Below are 17,130 nucleotides of genomic sequence, written 5' to 3' on the forward strand. Positions count from 1 at the left end.
GTGTGGAACGGGGATCAGCGGGCGAAGGTCTCGGTGATCCGCTGGCAGAAGGCGGGAAGGTCGTCGGGCTTGCGACTGCTGGTCAGGTTGCCGTCGGTGACGCACTCCTCGTCGACCCAGGTCGCACCGGCGTTGGTCAGGTCGGTGCGCAGGCTCGGCCAGGACGTGATCCGCCGGCCGCGCACCACGTCCGCCTCGATCAGCGTCCACGGGCCGTGGCAGATCACCCCGACCGGCTTGCCCGCATCGAAGAACGCCCGCACGAACCGGACCGCATCCTCATCCGTACGCAGGAAATCCGGGTTCGCCACCCCGCCCGGCAACACCAGCGCGTCGTAGCCGCCGGCGTCCGCCTTGTCCGCGGTGACGTCCACGTCGTACGTCCTGGACTGGTCCAGGTGGTTGAAGGACTGGATGGAGCCGGGCTTGAGCGACACCAGCTCGACCGTCGCGCCGGCGTCCTCCACCGCCTCGCGGGGCTGGACGTACTCGACCTCCTCGACGCCGTCTGCGGCCAGGAAGGCGATCCGCTTGCCCTGCAGTGTCGTCGTTGCCATCTCGATGCATCTCCTCTCCGGGTACCCCCATTTCCTTCCCGGGCCCGAACACCCGAAACGCCCCCAGGCGGGCACCGTGGGCAGTTCGGGCACCGCTGCGAGCGGGCGAGCCTGAAAGCCCGGCGGCCCGCCCTGGGGTCGATCACCGCCAAGGTTTGACCCCGGAGGCACTGGGGACCCCGGGAGGCATGGCAGGAGCAGCAGCGGAACAGCGCCGGCTCGCCACCGTCGTGGAGAGCTGGCTCGGGCGCCCGGTCCTGATCATCGGCGACGCCATGTTGGACGAGTGGCGGTTCGCCGACTCCGACCGGCTGTGCCGGGAGGCACCCGCCCCCGTCCTCACCCTGCGGCGGCGGATCTCCGCCGCAGGTGGGGCCGCCAACACCGCGGTCAACGTCGCCGCCCTCGGCGGTCGGGCCGTGCTGGTGGCGCCGGTGGGGGCCGACGTCGCCGGCGACGAGCTACACGACTGCCTGGACCGCGCCGGAGTGTGGGACCGCACGGTCAACCAGCCCGGCCGGCCCACCCCGGTCAAGCGGCGGATGCTGGCCGGCAACCAGATCCTGCTCCGGGAGGACTCCGGTGACCCGGACGACGCACTCGACCCGGACGGGGTGACCCGGCTGCTCACCGCCCTGGACTGCGCCACCGAGGAGCTGCGCGCCGCCGCCGGCGGGGAGGCGCCGACCCTGGTGGTCTGCGACTACGGCCTGGGCGCGCTGCCCGCGCCGGTCCGCGCGTGGCTGGTCGAGCAGCGGGAGCGGTATGCCACCGTCGCGCTGGACGCTCACGACCTGGCCGACTGGCGGGGCCTCGCGCCGACCGTGGTCACACCCAGCTTCGCGGAGGCGACCCGACTGCTGGCCCGGGCCGGCGGTGCGACCCGCCCACCCGCCGGCGTCGAACTGCACCTGGAACACCCCGACAGCGACCCGGCTGACGGACCGTCCGAACTGACCGTCGGCACCGCCCCGGGCGGTTCCCACGTGGAGGACGTCCCGGCCGCGACCGCCCCGGACCCGACGCGGGCCGACCGCCCCGGGGCCGTCGGGGAACCCACCCGCAGCGAAGGCCGGGTCGCCCTCACCGGCGACGGGCTCAGCGTCACGGGCACCGGCGTGACCGTGAACTCCGAGGCCGGCGAGGGCGTCGACCGGGCCGTGCTGGCCGAGTCGCGCCTGGCCGAGCTGCGCGCACACACCGGCGCCGACGTGGTCGCCGTGACCCTGGACACCGAGGGCGCGGTGGTCGGCGGCGCCGACGGGGAGCCCCGACGCAGCCACAGCACACCGGTCCCGGCGAGCCACGCCGTGGGGGCCGGCGACGCGTACCTGGCGGCGATGACGCTGACCCTGGCCGCCGACGCGCCGCTGCCGACCGCCGCCCAGCTCGCCCAACTGGCGGCCACCATCACCGTTTCCGACACCGGCACCTGCGTGTGCCGGCGCGAGGACCTGCTCGCCGCGCTCGATCAGCCGTCGGCGAGCAGCGGGCACCCGGCGCTTGTCGGCACCGACGAACTCGACGCGATCGTCGCCGAGCACCGCGACGCGGGGCGGTCGGTGGTGTTCACCAACGGCTGCTTCGACGTGCTGCACCGTGGGCACGTGCGCTACCTGGAGCAGGCCCGCGCCCTGGGCGACCTGCTCATCGTGGCGGTCAACTCCGACGGCAGCGTGCGCCGGCTGAAGGGGCCGGACCGGCCGGTGAACCCGGTGGAGGACCGGGGCGCCCTGCTCGCCGCGCTGTCCTGTGTGGACCACGTCGTCGTCTTCGAGGAGGATTCGCCGGCCGCGCTGATCGAGGCCGTCCGGCCGGACGTCTACGTCAAGGGCGGTGACTACCCGCCGGAGCTGGTGCCGGAGGCGCCGCTGGTGCGCCGGCTGGGCGGCCAGGTGCGCACCCTCGGGTACGTGCCGGACCGGTCCACCTCGGCCATCATCGAGCGGATCCGGTCGCACAGCCAGGACCGCGAACCCGATGCGGCGCCGCACGACCAGGACCGGCAGCCGGACCCGTCGCTGCGCACCCGCACCCGAGCGTCGTGAACCGACCCCTCGACCTCGACACCGCGGCGGCGTTCCGCGCCGACCGGCAGGTCGACGTGCTGATCCCGACCCGTAACCGGCCCGCCGAACTGGCCGTCACCCTGGCCGGGCTCGCCGCCCAGGAGGGGGTGCCCGGTTTCGGGGTGGTGGTGAGCGACCAGTCCGACGGCGATCCGGCGTACGCCCATCCCGCGGCGGCCACCATGGTCCGGGCGTTGCGCCACCGGGGTCACCCGGTGCTGCTGACCCGCCGGCTGCCCCGGCGCGGGCTGGCCGAGCACCGGGCGTACCTCCTCGCCGCCTCGGCGGCCCGGTACGTGCTCACCCTCGACGACGACGTCTGGCTGGAGCCCGGGGCGCTGCACCGGCTGGTCACCGCGCTCGGGGAGCTGGGCTGCGGGTTCGTCGGCAACGCCGTGCACGGTCTCTCGTACAGCGACGACGTGCGACCGGAGACGCACGGGCACTACGAGGAGTGGATCGGCACACCGACACCGGAGCGGATCCAGCCGGACACCCCGCAGTGGCACCGGGCCCAGATCCACTCGGCGGCCAACCTGCTGCACGTCACCGAGCAGTTGGCGCTGCCGCCCGGCGCGTGGAGGGCGTACAAGATCTCCTGGATCGGCGGATGCGTGCTCTACGACCGGGCCAGGCTCGTCGACTCGGGCGGCTTCGACTTCTGGCGCCGGTTGCCGGAGAAGCACCAGGGCGAGGACGTCGCCGCCCAACTCGCGGTGCTGGCCCGGTACGGCGGCGCCGGCATCCTGCCCAGCGGCGCCTACCACCTGGAATCCCCCACCACCGTCACCGAGCGGGACGTCGAGGCGTGGGAGGTCGTGCTCGCCGACGAGGACAGCCCGCAGCCGGCCTGAACCACCGGCGGGTCGGTGCGGGTCAGGGCGCTCCGGGCTCCGGGTTGAGCAACTCCCTGGCGGCCTCCAGCACCTCGGCCACCGGCACGTCCGTCACGAAGGAATCCCGGTGCGGGCACTCGCCGTCACCCGGCCGGTGCGGGTAGATGCCGGGCGTGCAGTCCACCCCACAGACCGGGCAGTGCACCATCCACGAGCTGATCGGCCGGTGCCGGCCGCGCAGCGGATTGCCCGTGTTGATGAGGTTGCCGACCCAGTAGACGCCGACCGTCGAGACGCCCACCGCGGCGGCCAGGTGCAGGGGGCCGGTGTCGTTGGAGACGACCAGCGCGCAGTCGGCGTAGCAGCCGGCCAAGCCGCCGAGGCTGAGCGTGCCCACCTGAGGCAGGACCGGCACCCCCGCCGCCGCGACCACCCGGTCCACCACCTCCCGCTCGGCGGGAGTACCGGTCACCAGCACCTCGTAGCCGTCCCGGTGCAGCTCACGGGCCACCTCGGCGAAGCGCTCGGCGGGCCAGCGGCGGCGCGTGTCGGTGGCGCCCGGATGCAGCGCCACCCGAGGCCGGCCCGCCGGGCCGAGCACCTGCGCCGCTTCGGCCCGGTCGGCGTCGGTGACCGTCAGCGCCGGCACGATGGTGGTCGCGGGCGCGCCCACCAGGGCCACCACCTCCAGGAAGCGGATCACCTCGTGCTGGTAGTAGACGTAGCGGATCCACCGGTCCAGCGGCGGCGCGTCCTCGCTTCGCAGCCCCACCGTGACCCGGGCGCCGAGGCGGCTGATCAGCGGGTTGGAGTTGGCGCCGCCGCCGTGGATCTGCACCGCCAGGTCGAATCCCTCGCCGGCCGCCGCGGCCAGGAAGTCGTCCGTCGACGACTCCGGCTCGCCCGGTTCCGGCTCGCGGATGCCCGGTCCCGGCGGCACCACCAGGACCCGGTCCACCGGGCCGGGCCGGTCGCGCCAGAGCTTCGCGTGCCACGGCGCTCCGAGCAGCACGATCTCCGCCCCGGGGTACGCGGCGCGCAGCGCCTCCAGCGCCGGTAGGGCGAAGATGAAGTCCCCCAGCGCGTTGGCGCGCAGCACGGCGATCCGTTGCACGTCGGGTACGCGCCCGGCCGTGGGGCCGAGCAGGGGCGAGGTGACCACGCAGTCCCGCTACGGTCGGTCGATCTCACCGGCGATGTCCGGGCGGTGCAGCTCCCGGTCCGCCGCGGGATCGACCGGCATCGGCGTACCACCGGAGACGCCGGTGGAGCGCGGCCCGGTGCGGCCGACGGTGATGGTGCGTGGCGTGGGCCGCGCCGCCCGGGGCAGCCGGACCCGGAGCAGGCCGTGGTCCATCACCGCGTCGATGCCCTCGGGGTCGACGCGGGAGGGCAGGTCGACGCGGTACTCGAAGCCGCGGGTCTCGAAGCCACCCGGGATGCCCTGGTCGGCGTTGACCTCCGCCTCGGATCGGGCCCGCACGCACAGCTCCCGGTCGTCCAGCTCGACCGCCACCTCTTCCGGCGCCACCCCGGGCAGCCGGACGACGACCTCCCAGCCGTCCGAGGTCTCGGTCAACTCGACGTCGGACGCGCCGGCCCGGCCACCGACCAGCCGGCTCAGCTCGGCGCGCAGCGACTGCAACTCGCCCATCGGGTCCCAGCCCTGCTGCCGGCCGCGCCAACCCCGGCCGAAACCGCCGGGCTGCTGCTGCTCGCTCATCGCGCCTCTCCGATCCGGTGGGTGGCCGCGGGCGGCCGCAGTGAGCTGGGCGCGTCCAGACCGGCCTCGCGGTCGACGCCCACGCCGAGCCGGTCGACCAGCTCGCCGCCGAGCCAGGCGCTGATGCCGAGGATGGCCACCGCGACCACCTCGATGGCGATCAGCGCGCCACCGGCGGCCCGGGAGTCCGCGTTGAGCCGGACCGCCCAGACGGCGGCGAAGAGCAGGATCACGGCGACGTTGGCGCCGGCGTGCAGCAGACCCACCCGCTTGGCGCGGGTGCCGGTCGGGATCGCCAGCAGGTCGAACGAGCCGGCCACCGCGGCGAGCAGACCGCCGATGAGTCCGACGGTGATGTTCCAGTACGCGACCTCGCCGAGGAAGTCGGGCCCGCCGACGGTATCGATCACGTCGAACAGCACCGCGGTGACCAGCAGCGCGACCGGGAACATGACCAGCATCGGATGGACTGGGTGACCCAGTACCTTGAGTCGGCTCTCCATTACCCGGCCTCCACTGGTCGGCGTTTCGCGTGACGGGTCCTGCGGCGGGCGCGGTGAGGCCGTACCCCCGACAACCGGGCGCAAACCTCGCGCTGGTCGCGCGGGCCTAGGCTGGCGGGCGAGGCCGTCGGACGGTGGCACCTGCCACCCGGGTCAACGGCCGGGGGAGGGAACACGTGACGGTGGAGATCACCTCGCACGAGGAGCTGCGCGATCTGCTCGGCGTGCCCAACGCGCGGGCGGTCGACAAGGAACGCGTCCGCCTGCACCAACGGGACCGCGAGTGGCTCGCCGCCGCGCCGTTCTGCCTGGTGGCGACGGCCGGCGCCGACGGCACCTGCGACGTCTCACCCAAGGGCGACCCGGCCGGGTTCGCCCTGGTGCTGGACGACACGACCATCGCGCTGCCCGAGCGGCCGGGCAACAGGCGGGCCGACGGCTACCGCAACATCCTGGACAACCCGCACGTCGGGCTGCTCTTCATGATCCCGGGGCGGACCGACACCCTGCGGATCAACGGCCGGGCCCGCCTGGTACGCGACGCGCCCTGGTTCGACGACATGGTGGTCAAGGGGCACCGGCCCGTGCTCGCGGTGGTGGTGGAGATCGAGCAGATCTTCTACCACTGCGCCAAGGCGTTCCTGCGGTCCGCGCTGTGGCAACCGGAGACCTGGCAGCCGGAGGTGTTGCCGTCCCGCGCCCGGCTGGTCAAGGAGGTCGAGGCGCCGACGGAGAACCTGGAGGACCTGGAACGGCACTACGGCCCGGAGTACGCCAAGAACATCTACGTCTGACCCCGCCGGCTCGCGCTCAGCTCGACCAGCCGGCGGGGTTGCCGAACGACTCCCGGGAGATGCCGGAGCCGGTGTCCGGCCAGGCACCGAACCGGTCGTTGTGCAGGTGGGCGAAGAAGTAGCAGAACTCCTCGCAGTCGGCGTCGAGCACGGCGAGGGCCGGGTTGGCTCGGACCGCCTCGTAGTACTCCCGGCCGAGCGCGACGATGAAGCCCCGGCAGTAGAGGAAGCCGTCGTCCGAGCCGTCGGTCACCTCGTGGATGTCCTCCCGGTCGATGTCGTGCAGTTTGCGCTCCACCACCCGGTCGAGGTCGGTCAACTCCTGCGCGGACAGCTCGGCGCTGAGCTGCCCCAGGCGCTCCAGGAACGGGCCCAACCAGGCGTCGATCGCGCGAATCTCGTCGTCGTCATCCTCGCCCGCGTCGGGGTCACGCTCCAGGAGGGCCCGGCGCAGCGCCAGGGCCTCCGCGCCGAGCCCGACCCACGCCGACTCGACGAGCTCCCACAGCCGGGCCTCCTCGGCGGGGGTCGGCAACGTACCGGTGGCATCCATGATCACGGTCACGACCGGACCGTAACCGCCCCCACCGACGGTTTCAGGACGCCGGTTCGACGCTCACCATCCACAGGTGACCGTCCGGGTCCGCGAAGGTGCCGGCGTACCCCCAGGGTTGTGCCTCCGGCTCGGTGACCACCTCGGCACCGGCGGCACGCGCCCGCTCGACGATCGCGTCCGCGTCGGCGGGTGCGGTGACGCCGAGGCTGAGCAGGCACTCACTCTGCCCCCGCGCGGCGACCTCGTGCCCGCCGACCACCCAGCCGAAACCGCCGGTCGGAATGAGCATCAGCCGCAGCCCGTCGTTGACCACGAACTGCAACGGCTCCGGGATGCCGTCGTCGGCCAACTCCCCCACCGCCTCCAGACCGAGCGCATCACGGTAGAAGCGATGCGAGGTGGCACGGTCGGCGATGGGAAGACTGACGATCACGGGCGCGAAGGTCATGGCGGGACGCCTCCAGAGTGTCGGACGGACAGGTTCACCAGGATGGACCGCCCGGACCGCGGAATCCATCGGACCCGCCTGCGGATCGCGCCGCACCGCTGACTCGTGACGGTCAGCCGGTTGCTGGATACCACCCCTCGCGTACGGCTGCTTGACTCGGCGCACAGGGTCACACCCGCTGACGGAGCGAGCCGAAGGGACGCGATGTCACCACAACCGGATCCAGACGCTCGGGAGAAGCGGCGGCTTTGGTTACTGGCCGCTCGGCTCAGGCACTGGTGGGGTCTGCAGGTCACGGGCATGCGTGGACGGCTGACGTACTACGGTGCGCTGGCCGGATTATTGCTGGGCGTCGTGGGGACGGTTGCCGGCGCGGCCAGTTGGAGTTGGGCATATCTGGCCGGGTTGCTCGGCTTCGCGCTCTCCCTTGCGCTGTTTCTTCCCGAATGGGTGAAGCTGCGGCGTCCAGAAATCGCGCTCGTCCCGGGAAACCCTCCGCCACGCAACCCGGGCGGATTAGCGGACGGTACCGTCGTTCGGCTGCCGGGTGCGAACGAGATCGCCGTCGCCTGGGATGATCTGGATATCGCGCTGATGCGCTCGGCCGCCACCTACGGATTCACGCCCGTCAGGCGGCGGCTTCCCCGACGGGTGGGGCGGTTCGCGTACGCCATCCTCATCGCCATCTCAAGTTCGAAGCACATATACAACGGCAAGCTCGTCCGACAGGACGAGGACCTGACCCTGAACATGGTGGTCAACGGCGGAAGCCTCCGCCTCAGCCTGACCGACTACTTCAGCACGGTGTGCTCGAACTACCTGACCGGGCGGCGAGTCATCGACCGGAGGACCGGAGCGACCCTCGTCGAAGGAACCGACCTGTTCATTCGGGACGGTGACCTCCTGCCGCTGGACGAGAACAACCAAGCCAACGTCATCGGGGTGTCAACCCTCGCCCTGACCACCGACGGCAAGCTGGTGCTGACGACGCAGGGCTCGCAGACCCCCTCGTCCGCCGGCCTCTCCGCACCCGGAGGCTCGGGATCGGTGGACCTGAACGACATCCGGGGACCCGGATCCAAGGGCCAGTCATTGGTCCACTTCATCGCCTGTGCGATGCAGCGGGAGCTCGTCGAAGAGGCGAGTGTCTCGTACCGCGAGATCGAATGGACCGAGGTGCTCGGTTACTTCCGTTGGCTGAACATGGGCGGAAAACCGGAGTACGTCGGCGTCACGAAACTCAAGCTCAGTTCGGACGAGCTGATCGGGCGTGACGTCCGCGTTGTCGAGACGCCCTTCGTTCAAAGGATCGTGTTCGACTGCACACTCGACCTGGCACACCTACGGAGCGACCCAGAGAGTCTTCACGCTCTGGGGCGCGCGTTCCGTCAAAACGTGTCGATGCCACTGTTCATGAGCTTGAGAGCACTCGGTATGGCACTTCGCCGTGACGATGCCCTGATGCAGAAGCTGACCGCACCGACCGAGTCGCGCGAACACCTTTGACGGGGGTCAGGGCGTGGGAGGCGGAGCGCCCTCTTCGGACCCCGGACGCGTCTCCGCCCAGGTACCGGGCGGGTGCGGCGGAAGGCGCAGGTCGGCGAGCACTCCGAAGTGGTCACTCGCCCACACACCGCCGACCGGATCGGCGAACACCCGCCGGCAGTCCACGACGTCGAGGGTCGGCCCGTGCGGACCGCACCGGACCAGGGCGTAGTCGATCCGCCGCCCCCGATCCAACGGCATGAGCCCTGCCCGGATCAGCGGATTGCCCGGCGAGAAGGTGTGACCCGGCGCCGCACCACGAACCGCCGTCCAGCAGTCCTGATAGCAGACGCTGACGCCCGCGAGCGACTGCCGACCGGTCCAGAACCGGACGCTCGCGGCGTCGGGCGCCGCGTCGAAGTCACCCAGCAACACCACGTGCGGCTCGGTGTCCGGACCATCCGGGTCGAGCGCACCGGTCCGCCGCTCGACGACGATCTCCTCGATGTACCGGGCCGTCCGCACCGCCTGCAGTTCCCGCTCGTACTCGGCGTCGTACTGCCAGGTCGGCTTGTGGTGCGCGACGAGTACCGGTCCCAGCGGCGGCGGCACCGCGACCTCCACCACGACGGCGGCACTCCACGGCAGCGCCGCGGTGCGCGGGGTGACATGCAGGTCGACGACCCCGACGGTACGCATCGGCCACCGGCTGCCCAGCACGGCTCCGACCCCGTCCTCCGACCGCCCGGGATGCGGTACGAGGTGATAGTCCGGCCCCAGCAGGCCACCGGCCTCGTCCATGTCCCCGCCGCCGGCCACCTCCTGTAGGGCCACCACGTCCGGCCGCAGCTCGCGCAGCCCGTCGACGAGCACCGCCCGACGGCGCGGCCAGTCGGCGAAGAACGGCGCAAGGGCGTTCAGGGTGAGCACCCGCAGGGTCGCCGACTTCTCGGACATCCCGTCATCCTGTGCCCGATGCCCCGCCTCGGCAACCGGAGGCGGAAATGCCACGACCGGGCACAGGGTTCACTGCGATGTGCGTGATGAACACCGATATCGCGGGGGACAACGCCGGTGCCGGAAGGGTCAGGCACTGTGCAGCCGCGCCGCCCGCATCGTCAACCCGCTGTTGCTGGCCGCTGGCCTCGTGGCCACTGGATCCGGCGCGGTGACGGATCCAGGGCGCACCTCCTGGCCAGGACTGGCCTTTGCGCTGTTCGCGGTCCTGGAGCATGTCAACTACTTTCACGTCCAGCTCATGCATGACACGCTCGCGGACCTGCGCCGACTCCGGTCGGTCGGTCTGCGTGCCTCCCACCTCGCCCGCGACATCGCGCGGGCCGCGTCCGATACATCTGTGCGATGACGACCCGACGTCACGCCGACGACGGTTTGTAGGCGGTCGAGCTGGCCGGCCATGACGTCGGGCGAGGCCAGGAGCCACCGCAGTACGGGCTCGGCCAGCAGGAACTCGAACCGCTTGCCGGCGTCGTACAGGAGGTGCTGGCGCTGCATCCGGGTGGATACGGCGGCATCAACGTCGGCGATGTCGAGGTTGTGCAGCTCGACCATCTCGGTGAGGATGCGGCGCGCGTAGTCGGGGGTCTGGAGCAGGCCCGGTACGTACAGGTGGTGCAGGGCGGACCATGTGCGGACCGGCATGGCCGGCGGCGAGGTTGTCGACCTTGGGAAACGGCGAAGCCCAGGCCGATGACCTGGGCTTCTGTACCGAGCCGCCTGACGGAATCGAACCGTCGACCTACGCATTACGAGTCTGTCCCCGGCCGCCGGTCCGCCGCCTGGTCCTGGCGCTCGACATGGCGTCCCTGTCTGCGATCGTCCGCTTGCGTTCGCCGGTTTGGCTGCTCCGTTGGCTGCTCCTGGTAGAACCAGACCACTGCGTGGGGAAGCTCATCCGCAACACGTGCCGCCAGCAGACGTCCCTCTGCGGCGAAGGCTGCATCCTCGTCTGCCGTAACGGGTCTGCTGTCATTTGGATCGACGATGTTGACCATGGACTCGGACCATTGCCGCCAAGACGCCAACCGCCCCACGAGGCTGCCGGACAGCCCGAGCGTTGCAGGATCGCGCGGCTCGTAGACGTCATTGCGGTCGTCACGGACCCACAGGGGCCAGCATCCGTAGTCGTCCATCACCTTGATCAGCACTGTGTGAGGCTACGTCGAGAATCTTCCAGGCCGTCCCCGGCAGGATTCGAACCCGCGACACACGGTTTAGGAATTGTCGGCACTGCTGGTCGGACAGAGCCGCTACCTGCCGTTGCCGCTGCTCAGCGACCGGGAAGACCACCAAGCTTTGACCGCTGTTGCCCCTCGGCGACCGCCGGATCGGGCACGCAACGGGCACGCGACCAGCGCCAGGACCGAGACCAGCAACGAAGGATCTCGGTACCACCGGACGGCACGCCCGCCTTCCACCTGGAGTTGCCGTACCTGCCGCTGAAGTGCGGCCAGTACGTCACTTTCCGCGGCTTCCGTCACAGCGGCTCCGGGCCTCGTCAGCGCCCGTTGCCCTTTCCTGGTAGAACCCTGTCTCGGCACACCTACTCCTTGGCCCCACCATGTTGCCAAGAGCCTAGGCACCCAACGCAACCCACGCACCGCCTGCCGTCCCGATGCTCCTGGACCTCAAGCTCCGCCAGTCGTTTCGCCTACCGAGCTTGACTCCTTCGTCCCGAAGGAACCATCACACGATGCTGAGCTGCGGGGTTGGCGGTGGTGAGCTGGTTCGACGGTCCGCGAGTGTCCAGAGGCGTCCACCCCTGTCCGCGTCGATCGTCACTCAGTTGGTCACCCAGCATCGACTGTCAGGTGCTCACCATCTGCGGAAATTGCACATGTCCCTGATCGCTTGCTGGATAAGATCCCAGGACTTCTGGATATCGACCCTCCCGCTTGTCGCACCCGAATAGCGCGAAGTATCCCTCATCAGGAAAACCGCACCAATCCAAGCCGTTATCACACCCAGCGCCATGGCAACAAACAGCATTATTATGATTGGCACAAGAACATTCGGTGCAACACCGAGTCGAGCAAGCACCATCAGCACCAGCGTTACCGGGAAGAGCAGAGCGAGGCGCATGCCTCTTACAAATAAGCGGTATCGGTACGACTGGACTATTCTAGACATATTGGGACTATTCAAGGGGTTCTCCATTCCGGTCCCAAGCACTCGCAAACACAGTCGCACGCCGAGTCAACGGATGCGCCATCCCGATGCTCCTATGGATGTCAACCCGCGACCCCTTGACCCCCAGGCAACCCACTCAGGCTGCTGACCAGGACGGGCGGGACCTTAGCCTGCCGAGGCCATCCCCCATCGTCCATCGTTGTCCGTCCACGTCCGCCCTGATCGTCACTCAGTTAGTCACTCAGGCGGAAGAACACCGTTCGCCGTATACCGCTCGCCGTCGTCGCCTTGGAGATTGGCCTGTAAGTCCTCGGCGAAAGTTCCGAACTCGCGGTAGGGGTCGCCATCGAAATGACCCTTGATGTCGATCGCACCTTCGAACCAAGTCAGCGAAACCGGGCTTCCGTCCGCGCAGGCGTATTCGTAGATGGGCTGACGGTCCTCATCCCAACCAAGCCATCCGCCTGCGCTGAGCGCGGGATTGCCATCCGCGTAGGACTGCCATTCGGGCAGGGTGATCGGCTGCCCTTCGCTCTCGTAGTACTCCTCGGCTCGGCTGATATGAATCTCGTATCCCACGCTTCCTCCACGTAATCAGCTCTCTTGCCAGGGAGGGACGCAGAATACAGGGCAGACAGATGCTGGCCGGAGGTCGTCAGCAACCCCCTCAAGCCGCGCCTGCCCGCTGCGGCACGACTGGAGGGGGCGCTGTGGTCCGGTGAGTAGGTTGGCTGCTCACTTGGCTGCTCGGCCTAACGACGGCAAGCAAAAGGCCCAGGTCATGATCGGCGATCAAGCCGGTGACCTGGGCCTTTCAGTGGAGCCGCCTGACGGAATCGAACCGTCGACCTACGCATTACGAGTGCGTCGCTCTAGCCGACTGAGCTAAGGCGGCAACGATCAGCAAGTGTACGGCACCCCACGGCCACCGACCGAACGGGATACCCCCTCCCGGCGCGCTGCTGCCAACCGGACATCGGCCGCCATCTAGCCGTTTACCGGACAGCGGATCATCGAGGTCGGGACTACGCTGCGGCGGGTGAGCGACGATCACGCCCCCCTCGACGACCCCCACCAGGACCCGCCGGCCGGGGAGCGGGCAGCCCACCGCCCCCGCACCACGGACCCGCTGGAGCTGGGCTTCACCCCGCGCAAGCCGGTGCCGTGGCTGGCCCCGTTCCTGCTGATCAGCACCGGCATCCGCACGCTGCTGGCGGTGCTCTTCGGGGCGTACCTGGACAAGCGGGAGCTGCAGAACGCGTTCGGCGACGACGCCTTCCGCCAGGTCGGGCCGGACGGCGGTCTCTGGCTCGACTACGTGGCGGACCTGGGCGACGGCTTCAATGCCACCTACTCGGTGGCCTACCTCCTGGCGCAGCCGGAGCTGACCGTGGACGGGCACCGGCTGCCCCGGGCGCAGACCCTGGTGATGGGCGGCGACCAGGTCTACCCGTCGGCGGCCTACGCGTCGTACGAGGACCGGTGCAAGGGGCCGTACCAGGCCGCGCTGCCGGCCACCCCGCCGGAGCGACCCACCCTCTACGCGGTGCCCGGCAATCACGACTGGTACGACGGCCTGACCGCCTTCCTGCGGCTGTTCGTCCGCTCCCGGGACCGGCACTTCGGCGGCTGGGGCACCGGGCAGTCACGGTCGTACTTCGCAGTGGAACTGCCGGCGGGCTGGTGGCTGCTCGGCGTGGACGACCAGTCCGGCTCGTACCTGGACGATCCGCAGCTGGCCTACTTCGACGAGGTGGCCCGGCAGCTCGGCCCCGAGTCGAAGGTGATCATCGCGGCGCCGGCGCCGACCTGGGTCAAGGCCGCCGACCACCCGACGGCGTACGACTCGATCGACTACTTCATCCGGACGATCATCGACCCGACCGGGGCACAAGTCCGGCTGCTGCTCTCCGGCGATCTGCACCACTACGCGCGCTACGCCGGGCCGGACCGGCAGTTGATCACGTGTGGCGGCGGTGGGGCCTACCTCTACCCCACCCACAAGCTGCCGGAGCGGCTCGAGGTGCCGCCTCGGGACACCCTGGCCCGCCGGGCCAGCCGCACCCAGCCGTACGACCTGGTGGCCCGCTATCCGGACGCGGCCCGCTCCCGCCGCTACGGCTGGGGCATCTTCGCCCGGCTGCCGTTCCGCAATCCCGGTTTCACCACGCTGCTCGGCACCCTGCACACGCTGCTGATGCTGGCCATGGCGGGTGCGACGGCGAACTGGGCGGACACCAGCGACCAACGACTGTTCAGCGTTCCGCTGGTGATGATGCTGCTCGTGACGGTGCTGGCGGCGGCCCTGTTCGCCAAGCCGCCCAGCGCGAGCGGCAAGCGGCACGCGCGGCACTGGATCCTCGGTGTCAGCCACGGCCTGGCGCACATCGGGCTGGCCGCCGCCGGCACGTGGGCGTGGCTGGCGCTGCCGTTCTACGACTGGCCGTGGCCGCTGCCGGTGGTCGCCGCAGCGGTGCTCTACGGACCGGTGATCGGCCTGGTGTCCAGCCAACTGGTGGCGGCGTACCTGCTGGTGGCGGGGTCGTTCGGGGTGAACGTCAACGAGCTCTTCGCCGGTCAGGGCATCGAGGACTCCAAGTCGTTCCTCCGGCTGCGCATCGATCCGGACGGCACGCTGACCATCTACCCGATCGGGGTGGACCGGGTCGCCCGCGACTGGCAGCCCAACCCCGACCAGACCCCCACCGCCAGCTGGCTCACCCCGAAGACCACCCTCACGGCCCGCCTGGCCGAACCCCCCATCACCCTCCCCTGACCAACCCGCCCCCCGCCCGGCCGTCCCCCCCGCCGTTGACCATGAAGTTGTTGCGGCGACACGCCGGGACAGCGGGCGATAACTTCATGATCACCGGGGGGCCGGGGGGTCAGGGGGTGTAGTGCTGGTCGTGGGCCTGGCGGGGGGCGCAGACGGAGGCGCGTGAGCAGGAGCAGCGGGAGCCGTCGGCGTCGAGCCGGACCGTCACCGCGTCACGGGGGACGCTGTGGCCGACCACCCGGCCGTCGCCCTCCGCAGTGGAGACCCGGCTGCCGACGGCCGGGGCCGTCTCCTGGAATCGTTGATAGAGAGGGTGCTCGTACTTCAGGCAGCACATCAGCCGGCCGCAGGCGCCGGAGATGCGCAGCGGGTTGAGCGGCAGGTCCTGGTCCTTGGCCATCCGGATGGTCACCGGCTCGAAGTCGGTGAGGAACGTGGCGCAGCACAGGTCCCGGCCGCACGAACCGATGCCACCCTGCACCCGCGCCGAGTCCCGTGCGGAGAGCTGCCGCAGCTCGACCCGGCAGTGCAGGGTGGCGCCCAGGTCGCGGACCAGGGAACGGAAGTCCACCCGGTGCGGGGCGGTGAAGTAGACGGTGCTGCGCTCACCGCCGCCGTCGGCGGAGCCGAGCACGTGGTCGACAGCCACGACCTTCATCGGCAGGCCGTGCGCGCGGATCAGCCGCTTCGCGGCCACCTTGGCCTCGGCCTTGCGCCGGCGCAACGCCTCGTCCCGGCGCAGGTCGTCGTCGCCGGCCAGCGCCACCAGCCGGGGGAAGCCGTCGGTCTCCTCGGTCACCCACTGGGCGGCCCAGACGCACTCCGCCACCTCGGGCCCGTCGTCGGTGGGCACCAGCACCTTGTCGCCAACCTGCGGGCGCAACTCACCAGGGTCGAGGTAGTAGAGGCGCCCGTACCGGTTGAAGCTGACCGCGCAGAGCATGCCCATGCCCCCACCCTACGACGGCTCACCGCGGCGGGCGCGGCGGCCGTCGCCAGACGACTACACCCCGCTTCCATCCATGACCGTCGACTTGACCGATTGCCCGGCCAACCCGTCGTGCCGTTGCACCTCGCCCGGACGGTTGAATCCGGGTCGCGGCAGGGGACAAACGCGGCCGGGCGGCGTTGAGTGGAGGCAGACCTGCGGGGGGTGCAGGGGGAAGACCACGGCGTCGCCGCCGGTGCCGGCTCCGGCCGGGTGCCCGCGAGCGACGCCGTGGCCTGTCCGGGGCTCGGTGGCCCGGCTACCAGCCGACGCGTGTCGGCTGGTCGTAGCGGGGCCGACCGTCGGCCGACGGACGCCAGGCGGACTCGGCCAGGCTCGGCGCCCACTGGCGCAGCAGCGTCTCCGCACCGTCGTACGCCACGCAGAGCACCGCCAGCACCCGAGCGGCGATCTCGGCCGCGTCGGCAACCCCCGGCCCGACCGGCCCGGGTCGGTGCGGAGCGCCGGCCACGGTGGCGGCGACCACGCTGACCGCCTCGGCCGAGCGCAGCACGTCGGCCAGCGTCCGGGCCAGGGCGAGGCGGCTGCCCTCGACCCAGTCGGCGAGCGCGTCCGCGTATCCGGCGGTGGATTCCAGTCGCCCGACCAGGCTCTCCGGCCCCTCGTCGAGGTGGCGCAACAGCGCCGCACGCTCCTGCCCGTACGCGGAGGCGGCCGAGCCGGACCAGAGGACCGGGTCGGTGAGCGTGGCGGAGACGTCGTCGTACCCGCGAATCAGCCGGCGCACCGCGTGCCCGGCGCCGGCGAGCGGTGCCGGGTGGAGGTCGAGGAAGCCACGGACAGCGTCACCCGGGAGGACCTGCATGCGGCGCAGCAGCGGCCAGACCCGGTGGCCCTCGGGGACACCGGCGGCGAGCAGGGTGTCCACCCGGCGCAGCAGGTCGAGGCCGGGCTCGGCGAGCCGGTCCAGCGGATCCATCACGGCTCTCCGATGATCCGGCGGCGGGCGGCCCGGTCGACCTCGCCGTAGCGGTCGGCGGCCTCACGCACCGCCGAGGCGGCGGCTGCCAGCCGGCCGGCGGCGGCCCGCGCCTCGCGGGCCCGGTCGTCGGTGGCGGCGGCCCACTGCCGGTGCAGCGCGCGGCCGATCTCGCCGGGCCGACCGGGGGCGTCGGCGCCGAACGCCGCCTGGGCCGGATCGCTGGCGGTGACCGTGCGGGACAGGGAGGTGAGGGTGGCGCTCGCCTCGTCCAGTCGGGCGGAGAGCGCGCGCAGTGTCTCCAT

Annotated in this window: 19 protein-coding genes and 1 tRNA gene; 5 read left to right on the forward strand and 15 right to left on the reverse strand. The window is 71.0% G+C overall.

Features of this window, described 5'->3' with window-relative positions:
* Window positions 1-14: 14 nt before the first annotated feature.
* Complete coding sequence (locus tag M8C17_RS09985; RefSeq protein ID WP_252416120.1) at window positions 15-557, reverse strand: type 1 glutamine amidotransferase domain-containing protein; 543 nt, start codon at window positions 555-557, stop codon at window positions 15-17.
* Between the two features lie 188 nt (window positions 558-745).
* Here M8C17_RS09985 and rfaE2 point away from each other — a divergent pair, with 188 nt between their 5' ends.
* Window positions 746-2,605 (forward strand): D-glycero-beta-D-manno-heptose 1-phosphate adenylyltransferase, encoded by a 1,860-nt coding sequence (gene rfaE2, locus M8C17_RS09990; RefSeq protein ID WP_252416121.1) that lies wholly within the window; start codon window positions 746-748, stop codon window positions 2,603-2,605.
* Window positions 2,602-3,480, forward strand: a complete 879-nt coding sequence (locus M8C17_RS09995; RefSeq protein ID WP_252416122.1) for a glycosyltransferase family 2 protein — start codon at window positions 2,602-2,604, stop codon at window positions 3,478-3,480. Before rfaE2 ends, M8C17_RS09995 begins: the two co-directional genes overlap by 4 nt.
* 22 nt (window positions 3,481-3,502) lie before the next feature.
* Here M8C17_RS09995 and M8C17_RS10000 read toward each other — a convergent pair whose 3' ends face one another.
* From M8C17_RS10000 to M8C17_RS10010, 3 genes are read right to left on the reverse strand one after another with little or no spacing between them, the layout of a single operon-like run.
* Window positions 3,503-4,624 (reverse strand): glycosyltransferase family 9 protein, encoded by a 1,122-nt coding sequence (locus M8C17_RS10000; protein ID WP_252416123.1) that lies wholly within the window; start codon window positions 4,622-4,624, stop codon window positions 3,503-3,505.
* 9 nt (window positions 4,625-4,633) lie between these two features.
* Window positions 4,634-5,185, reverse strand: a complete 552-nt coding sequence (locus M8C17_RS10005; RefSeq protein WP_252416124.1) for an Hsp20/alpha crystallin family protein — start codon at window positions 5,183-5,185, stop codon at window positions 4,634-4,636.
* Entirely contained in the window at window positions 5,182-5,688 is a 507-nt protein-coding gene (locus M8C17_RS10010; RefSeq protein ID WP_252416125.1) for a DUF2231 domain-containing protein, read from the reverse strand. Before M8C17_RS10010 ends, M8C17_RS10005 begins: the two co-directional genes overlap by 4 nt.
* 176 nt (window positions 5,689-5,864) lie before the next feature.
* Here M8C17_RS10010 and M8C17_RS10015 point away from each other — a divergent pair, with 176 nt between their 5' ends.
* Window positions 5,865-6,482 carry a pyridoxamine 5'-phosphate oxidase family protein gene (locus tag M8C17_RS10015; RefSeq protein WP_252416126.1) on the forward strand — a complete coding sequence of 206 codons (618 nt, stop codon included), beginning with the start codon at window positions 5,865-5,867 and terminating at the stop codon, window positions 6,480-6,482.
* Window positions 6,483-6,498: 16 nt separating this feature from the next.
* Here M8C17_RS10015 and M8C17_RS10020 read toward each other — a convergent pair whose 3' ends face one another.
* Window positions 6,499-7,047 (reverse strand): DUF4240 domain-containing protein, encoded by a 549-nt coding sequence (locus tag M8C17_RS10020; protein WP_252416127.1) that lies wholly within the window; start codon window positions 7,045-7,047, stop codon window positions 6,499-6,501.
* Window positions 7,048-7,078: 31 nt separating this feature from the next.
* Window positions 7,079-7,486, reverse strand: a complete 408-nt coding sequence (locus M8C17_RS10025; RefSeq protein WP_252416128.1) for a VOC family protein — start codon at window positions 7,484-7,486, stop codon at window positions 7,079-7,081.
* 300 nt (window positions 7,487-7,786) lie between these two features.
* On the opposite strand from M8C17_RS10025, the gene M8C17_RS10030 reads away from it, so the two are divergent.
* Window positions 7,787-8,992, forward strand: coding sequence for a hypothetical protein (locus tag M8C17_RS10030; protein ID WP_252416129.1), 1,206 nt, complete (start codon window positions 7,787-7,789; stop codon window positions 8,990-8,992).
* Between the two features lie 6 nt (window positions 8,993-8,998).
* Here the strand turns inward: M8C17_RS10030 and M8C17_RS10035 are convergent, their stop codons facing one another.
* From M8C17_RS10035 to M8C17_RS10060, 6 genes are all read right to left on the reverse strand, one after another.
* Window positions 8,999-9,928: an endonuclease/exonuclease/phosphatase family protein gene (locus M8C17_RS10035; protein ID WP_252416130.1), complete on the reverse strand. Its 930-nt coding sequence runs from the start codon at window positions 9,926-9,928 to the stop codon at window positions 8,999-9,001.
* A gap of 288 nt (window positions 9,929-10,216) precedes the next feature.
* Window positions 10,217-10,738, reverse strand: a complete 522-nt coding sequence (locus tag M8C17_RS10040) for a Scr1 family TA system antitoxin-like transcriptional regulator (protein ID WP_308209398.1) — start codon at window positions 10,736-10,738, stop codon at window positions 10,217-10,219.
* A complete protein-coding gene (locus M8C17_RS10045) occupies window positions 10,738-11,139 on the reverse strand; it encodes a hypothetical protein (RefSeq protein WP_252416132.1) in 402 nt (133 codons plus the stop codon). Before M8C17_RS10045 ends, M8C17_RS10040 begins: the two co-directional genes overlap by 1 nt.
* 667 nt (window positions 11,140-11,806) lie before the next feature.
* Complete coding sequence (locus tag M8C17_RS10050; RefSeq protein ID WP_252416133.1) at window positions 11,807-12,073, reverse strand: hypothetical protein; 267 nt, start codon at window positions 12,071-12,073, stop codon at window positions 11,807-11,809.
* A 285-nt stretch (window positions 12,074-12,358) separates the two neighbouring features.
* Window positions 12,359-12,700 carry a hypothetical protein gene (locus tag M8C17_RS10055; protein WP_252416134.1) on the reverse strand — a complete coding sequence of 114 codons (342 nt, stop codon included), beginning with the start codon at window positions 12,698-12,700 and terminating at the stop codon, window positions 12,359-12,361.
* A 239-nt stretch (window positions 12,701-12,939) separates the two neighbouring features.
* A tRNA-Thr gene (locus tag M8C17_RS10060) sits at window positions 12,940-13,016 on the reverse strand.
* Between the two features lie 144 nt (window positions 13,017-13,160).
* Here M8C17_RS10060 and M8C17_RS10065 point away from each other — a divergent pair.
* The gene (locus M8C17_RS10065) at window positions 13,161-14,897 is read left to right on the forward strand and encodes a metallophosphoesterase (RefSeq protein ID WP_252416135.1); all 1,737 of its coding nucleotides are present in this window, start codon (window positions 13,161-13,163) and stop codon (window positions 14,895-14,897) included.
* A gap of 109 nt (window positions 14,898-15,006) precedes the next feature.
* Here M8C17_RS10065 and M8C17_RS10070 read toward each other — a convergent pair whose 3' ends face one another.
* The 3 genes from M8C17_RS10070 to M8C17_RS10080 form a co-directional block, all read right to left on the reverse strand.
* Window positions 15,007-15,846, reverse strand: a complete 840-nt coding sequence (locus M8C17_RS10070) for a regulatory iron-sulfur-containing complex subunit RicT (protein ID WP_252416136.1) — start codon at window positions 15,844-15,846, stop codon at window positions 15,007-15,009.
* A 298-nt stretch (window positions 15,847-16,144) separates the two neighbouring features.
* Window positions 16,145-16,825 (reverse strand): hypothetical protein, encoded by a 681-nt coding sequence (locus M8C17_RS10075; RefSeq protein ID WP_252416137.1) that lies wholly within the window; start codon window positions 16,823-16,825, stop codon window positions 16,145-16,147.
* On the reverse strand, window positions 16,825-17,130 hold the full coding sequence (locus tag M8C17_RS10080) for a hypothetical protein (RefSeq protein WP_252416138.1): 306 nt from the start codon (window positions 17,128-17,130) through the stop codon (window positions 16,825-16,827). Before M8C17_RS10080 ends, M8C17_RS10075 begins: the two co-directional genes overlap by 1 nt.

The organism is Micromonospora sp. RHAY321 (assembly GCF_023896955.1).
Taxonomy (GTDB): domain Bacteria; phylum Actinomycetota; class Actinomycetes; order Mycobacteriales; family Micromonosporaceae; genus Micromonospora.